Source organism: Sphingomonas sp. (assembly GCF_036677245.1).
GTDB lineage: Bacteria > Pseudomonadota > Alphaproteobacteria > Sphingomonadales > Sphingomonadaceae > Allosphingosinicella.
In genome coordinates, this window is sequence record NZ_JAKFCG010000009.1 from 21,307 (window position 1) to 27,306 (window position 6,000).

Sequence of the window (6,000 nt, forward strand, 5' to 3'; positions counted from 1 at the left end):
GTCAGCGCGTGACGGTTTCAGACTTAGCGAGCATCTGCTGTGTTCGCCGACCCATCGTCCTGCCGCGCGTCGCCCTCGCCCTCGATGCCGGCCGTACCGATCGAGCTGTCGATCAGGCCGGCGCGCATCATCAACCAGAAGAGGATGATGCCCGGCAACGCCGCGAGCGTGGTCAGCAGATAGAAGTTCACATAGCCGGTCGCGTCGATCAGCGATCCCGCGGTCGTTCCCGTCAGGACCCGCCCGACGACGCTCGCGGCCGCCGAGATCAACGCATATTGGGCGGCGGTGAAGCGCAGGTCGCACAGGGCCGAGAAATAAGCGACCACGCAGACGCCGCCGATGCCGCTCGCGAAATTCTCGAATCCGATCGCGCCGGCCATGCCCCAATTGCTGTGTCCGGCCTGGGCGAGCGCAGCGAAGGTCAGGTTCGACACCGCCATCAGGATCAGGCTGATCAGCACCGACCGCTTCATGCCGAGCTTCGAATAGAGCACGCCGCCGACGAAGATGCCGATCAGATAGGCCCAGAAGCCGATCCCGACATCGTAGATCGCAATCTCGTCATTGGTGAAACCGAGATCGTCGAACAGCAAGCGGAAGGTCAGGTTGGCGAGCGTGTCTCCGATCTTGTGGAGCAGGATGAACAGCAGCACGAGGAATGCGCCGCGCCGCGTGAAGAATTCGACGAACGGGCGCCAAATCGCGGCGACCGCGCGGCCGACGCCCTGGCGGCCTTTCGGCTCGTGGTGGCGGACCGGCTCGCCGACCAGCAGCGCCGTCAGCATCGCCGGAAGCGCGAGCCCGGCGCAGGCGAGATAGGCTGCTTCCCAGCCCGAGCGGGCGGCGACCACCAAGGCGAGCGCGCCGGCGCCCGCCGAGCCGATGCGCCACCCATATTGGGTCATGCCCGAGCCGACGCCGAGCTGCCGCGGCTCGAGTATCTCGATCCGATAGGCATCGATGACGATGTCGAAGCTGGCCCCGGCGATGCCGACCAGGACGGCGGCAATCACCACTGCCCTTATGTCTCCTGCCGGATCGACCAAAGCCAGATTGACCACCGCGGCGATCACCAAGGTGCCCATCACCAGCATCCAGGACACGCGCTGGCCGAGACGGCCGAGAAGCGGCAGCTTCACGCCATCGACGATCCAGGCCCAGAGCCATTTCAGATTATAGGCGAGGAACACCAAGGTGAACGCGGTGATCGTCGATTTGTCGATGCCGTCCTGCTTGAGGCGCGTCGTCAAGGTCGCGCCGATCATCGCATAGGGGAAGCCCGACGAGATGCCGAGGAACAGCGCAGCCAGCGGCGCCTTTTCGAGATAGGGACGAATGCCATCCGGCACCCGGCTGCGCCAATCAGTCGGCGCGGTCGTTTCGGCGCGATCCATGGTGTCTTGTAACGCCTCCCCGCGCTTCGCCTAGCTTTTTTGCACGGCCCCGTCGTCGGTCCGGAAGAGGCTCAGGCCGGCCGGCAATTTGCCGATCTTGCGCCCCGAACGCAGCGAGTCCAGGGTGTCGAGCGCGGCCTTGAGCATCTTGTCGCTATAGGGCTTGGCGAGCCAGCCAAGGCCGAGGCCCTGCGCCTCCGGCGGGCAGTCTCCGGTGACGAACAACACCGCCACTCCCTTCGCCGCGGCGGCGCGCGCGACGTCGGTGCCGTCGCCCTCCCCGCGCAGGCTGATGTCGCTCAGCACGAGGTCGAGTAGCTCCTCCTCGATCACACGCACGGCATCGGCGAGATTGTCGACGGTTGCGACCACTTCGTAACCGGCGTCGTTGAGGAAATGCTCGCTGTCGAACGCGACGAGCGGTTCATCCTCGACGATGACGATGCGCTTGATTGTCCTTTCGCGCTTGCCGAACAACATTATAGTGCGCGCACCTCACTCGATCGATTTGGTTGCGTAACGAGCGACCGGGCGATCGGTGTCCGGCAGGCGATGCGCTTGACCGCAAATATTTTTCCGGCTGTCCGACGGCGGCCCCACCCCGGAGGATCTTCTGGCCAAACCGCCCTCTTCCATCGGCGAATCGCCTTCTGCGCCGGGCGCGCAGCGCATCGCCAAGCTGCTCGCGCGCGCCGGTGTCGCATCGCGCCGCGAGGTCGAGCGGATGATCGGCGAGGGGCGGATTTCAGTCGGCGGCACGCCGGTCGAGACACCGGCGACGTTGCTGACCTCGCTCAAGGACGTCACCGTCGACGGCAAGCCCGTGACCGCGGCGGGCTCGGCGCGCCTGTTCCGCTTCCACAAGCCGACCGGCGTACTGACGGCGGCGAGCGATCCCAAGGGACGGCCGACGATCTACGACCGGCTGCCCAAGGGCCTGCCGCGGCTGATGCCGGTCGGCAGGCTCGACATGAACACCGAGGGCTTGCTGCTGCTCACCACCGACGGCGGCCTGAAACGGCAGCTCGAGCTTCCCTCGACCGGAGTCGAGCGCACCTACCGCGCGCGCGTGTTCGGCGACGTCAGCCAAACGCAGCTCGAGGAGCTGATCCACGGCATCGAGATCGAAGGCATGCGCTATGGCCCGATCGACGCCAATCTCGAGCGGCGCACCGGCCGCAACGGCTGGATCGAGATGCGGCTCGCCGAAGGCAAGAACCGCGAGGTGCGGCGGGTGCTCGAGCATCTCGGGCTGGAAGTGTCGCGGCTGATCCGCACCGCTTACGGTCCGTTCGCGCTCGGCGACCTGCCGCGCGGCGCGGTCGACGAGATCCACGGCAACGACCTGGCGACGTTCCGCAAGACTCTTAAATGAGGAGATTTCGGCAGATAGGATCCCCGGGCAAATGAGGATCATCGCCGGTGAATGGCGCGGCCGGCCAATCAGCGCCCCCGAGGGCCGCGACACGCGCCCGACCAGCGACCGCGCGCGCGAAGGCCTGTTCTCGATCCTCGCGAGCCGTGTCGGCACCTTCGAGGGTCTGCACGTCGCGGACCTGTTCGCCGGCACCGGGGCACTCGGGCTCGAGGCGCTGTCGCGCGGCGCGGCCCATTGCCTGTTCGTCGAGAGCGACCGCAGCGCGATCGCCGCGCTCAACCGCAACATCGCCGCGTTCGGCGCGGGCGATCGCACCCAGGTCCTGACGCAGCCCCTAGAATATGCCCATCCGCCGGAGCGGCCCTGCGACATCGTCCTGCTCGACCCGCCCTACAGGAGCGGCCTCGCCGAAATGGCGCTGCAGCGGATCTGTAATGCGGGCTGGGTTGCGCCGGGCGGACTGGTCAGCGTCGAAACCGACGGTACTCCCCTCGAGACGCCGCCGGGGTTCACGATCGAAGCGGAGCGCAGGTTCGGCAAGGCCTATCTGACTTTGTTCCGGCGGGAGATTTAGGCCCTTCCCGCGCGGGCTCAGGCCGCCAATGCCGTAGCGACCGTGTGCGACAACGGAGGAAGGCAGCCCAACGCCGGCCTGGCGAATAGATAGCCCTGGACGTAGCGCACGCCGGCGTCGGTGAGCGCATTCAGCTCCGCCCCGGTCTCGACGCCTTCGGCGACGACCTTGAGGCCGAGCTCATCAGCGAGCCGAAGCAGGCCGGTGACGATGATGCGGCGCGACAGGCTGGTGTCGATATCCCGAACGAGTTCCCGGTCGAGCTTGATGATGTCCGTCTGCAAATTGGCGAGCAAAGCAAGCCCGGAATGGCCGGCGCCGAAATCGTCGATCGCGGTGCGAAAGCCGATCTCCCGGTAGGCGTGGATGATGCCGCTGAGATGGTCGGGGTCGATCTGCTCATTCTCGGTGAACTCGAAGATGATCCGATCGAGCGGCAAGCCAGTCTCGCGCGCGGTCTGCAACGTCAGCTGGATGCAGGCCATCGGCGAATAGACCGCATTGGGCAGGAAGTTGATCGACAGCGATGCGCCGGTGTCGAGGATGCCGGCAGCCATCGCTTCACGGATCGCCGCAACACGGCACGCCTGGTCGAAAGCGTAGCGGTTTTCCGGAGTCACCTGCGCCAGCACGCTGGCGGCGCCTTCGCCATTGGGGCCCCTCACCAGCGCCTCATAAGCATAAGGCTTGCCGGTTTTCAGATCGATGACCGGCTGGAACGCCGTTCGGATCGCGAACGGCAAAGCCGCACCATCCCTGCACCCGGAACATTTAGCTGCCATTCTATCGCCTCCGTAGGGGCGCTGTTAAAACCAATCTCCGAACAATCGGTTAGCGTCGTGCTGGTCGGCGCGGATCGCATGCGCCCTCTCGCGACGTGGCGGCGCTCCGCCCTCGCCGGACAGGAATTCACGCATTGTCTTCGCTCCTTGCGTTCCCTAACTGTTCACTGTGACCGATCTCGCCCCTGCCCCCGCCGCCGAACCCGCTTACATCCGCGGCCTCAACCCGCCGCAGCGTGAGGCGGTGCTGACGACCGAAGGGCCGGTGCTGGTGCTCGCGGGCGCCGGGACCGGCAAGACGGCGGCGCTGACCGCGCGGCTGGCGCATCTGATCGCGACGCGCCGCGCGTGGCCGTCCGAGATCCTGTCGGTGACCTTCACCAACAAGGCCGCGCGCGAGATGCGCGAGCGGGTCGGGCGGATCATCGGCGATGCGGTCGAGGGGATGCCGTGGCTCGGCACCTTCCATGCGATCGGCGCGAAGATGCTGCGCCGGCATGCCGAGCTGGTCGGGCTCAAATCGAATTTCACGATCCTCGACACCGACGACCAGCTGCGCCTGCTCAAGCAATTGATCACCGCCGCCGATCTCGACGAGAAGAGATGGCCGGCGCGCCAGCTCGCCGGGCTGATCGACCAGTGGAAGAACAAGGGCTGGACCCCGGCGCAGATCGATGCCGGCGAAAGCCAGGCCTATGCCAACGGCCGCGGCGGCGAGCTCTACGCGCGCTACCAGGAGCGGCTGAAGACATTGAACGCCTGCGATTTCGGCGATCTCCTGCTCCACATGCTGACGATCCTGCGCACCCACCGCGACGTGCTCGAAAACTATCAGCAGCGCTTCAAATATATCTTGGTCGACGAATATCAGGACACCAACCAGGCGCAGTATCTGTGGCTGCGGCTGCTCGCGCAGGAGCGCAAGAACATCTGCTGCGTCGGCGACGACGACCAGTCGATCTACTCGTGGCGTGGCGCCGAGGTGGCGAACATCCTGCGCTTCGAGCATGATTTCCCGGGCGCCAAGATCATCCGGCTCGAGCAGAATTACCGCTCGACCCCGCACATCCTCGCCGCCGCCTCGGGCGTGATCGCGCACAACAGCGGCCGCCTCGGCAAAACCTTGTGGACCGAGGAGGCGCAGGGCGACAAGCTCAACGTGATCGGCGTCTGGGACGGGCCCGAGGAGGCGCGGCGGATCGGCGAGGAGATCGAGACGCTCCAGCATCGCGGCGGCCGGCTCGAGGAGGTGGCGATCCTGGTCCGCGCGCAATTCCAGACGCGCGAGCTCGAGGACCGCTTCATCGCGATCGGCCTGCCCTATCGCATCGTCGGCGGCTTCCGCTTCTACGAGCGCGCCGAGATCCGCGACGCGCTCGCTTATCTGCGCGTGATCGCCCAGCCGGCCGACGATCTCGCGTTCGAGCGGATCGCCAACACCCCCAAGCGCGGGCTCGGCGACAAGGCGATGGCGAAGATCCACAGCTTCGCGCGCACGATCGGATCGCCATTGCTGTCGGCCGCGGCGCAGATGCTCGACACCGACGAGCTGACGCCGCAGGCGCGCCGCGCATTGGGCAATCTGGTCGGCGATTTCGCGCGCTGGCGGGCGCGGCTCGACGAGCTGCCGCACCCCGAGCTGGCGCGGCTGGTGCTCGACGAATCGGGCTACACCGCGATGCTGCAGGCGGACCGCTCCGCGGAAAGCGCCGGGCGGCTCGAGAATCTGACCGAGCTCACGCGTGCGATGGAGGAATATGAGACGCTCGGCGCGTTCCTCGAGCACGTCAGCCTGGTGATGGAGAATGACGAGGCGCGCGACACCGACAAGGTGACGATCATGACGATCCACGCCGCCAAAGGCCTCGA

Annotated in this window: 6 protein-coding genes; 3 read left to right on the top strand and 3 right to left on the bottom strand. The window is 66.5% G+C overall.

Features of this window, described 5'->3' with window-relative positions; all coding sequences use genetic code 11:
* Nucleotides 1–23: 23 nt before the first annotated feature.
* Together V6M48_RS01000 and V6M48_RS01005 are read right to left on the bottom strand one after the other, a co-directional pair.
* On the bottom strand, nt 24–1,397 hold the full coding sequence (locus tag V6M48_RS01000) for an AmpG family muropeptide MFS transporter (RefSeq protein WP_332810651.1): 1,374 nt from the start codon (nt 1,395–1,397) through the stop codon (nt 24–26).
* Between the two features lie 30 nt (nt 1,398–1,427).
* Nucleotides 1,428–1,877, bottom strand: a complete 450-nt coding sequence (locus tag V6M48_RS01005) for a response regulator (protein ID WP_332810652.1) — start codon at nt 1,875–1,877, stop codon at nt 1,428–1,430.
* Between the two features lie 190 nt (nt 1,878–2,067).
* Here V6M48_RS01005 and V6M48_RS01010 point away from each other — a divergent pair, with 190 nt between their 5' ends.
* Nucleotides 2,068–2,772, top strand: a complete 705-nt coding sequence (locus tag V6M48_RS01010; RefSeq protein WP_443019024.1) for a pseudouridine synthase — start codon at nt 2,068–2,070, stop codon at nt 2,770–2,772.
* Between the two features lie 31 nt (nt 2,773–2,803).
* Entirely contained in the window at nt 2,804–3,349 is a 546-nt protein-coding gene (rsmD, locus tag V6M48_RS01015; protein WP_332810654.1) for a 16S rRNA (guanine(966)-N(2))-methyltransferase RsmD, read from the top strand.
* A 17-nt stretch (nt 3,350–3,366) separates the two neighbouring features.
* Here the strand turns inward: rsmD and V6M48_RS01020 are convergent, their stop codons facing one another.
* Entirely contained in the window at nt 3,367–4,092 is a 726-nt protein-coding gene (locus V6M48_RS01020; RefSeq protein ID WP_443019023.1) for an EAL domain-containing protein, read from the bottom strand.
* Between the two features lie 208 nt (nt 4,093–4,300).
* Here V6M48_RS01020 and V6M48_RS01025 point away from each other — a divergent pair.
* Nucleotides 4,301–6,000: ATP-dependent helicase (locus V6M48_RS01025; protein ID WP_332810656.1), on the top strand; the 1,700-nt coding region annotated here is incomplete at its 3' end.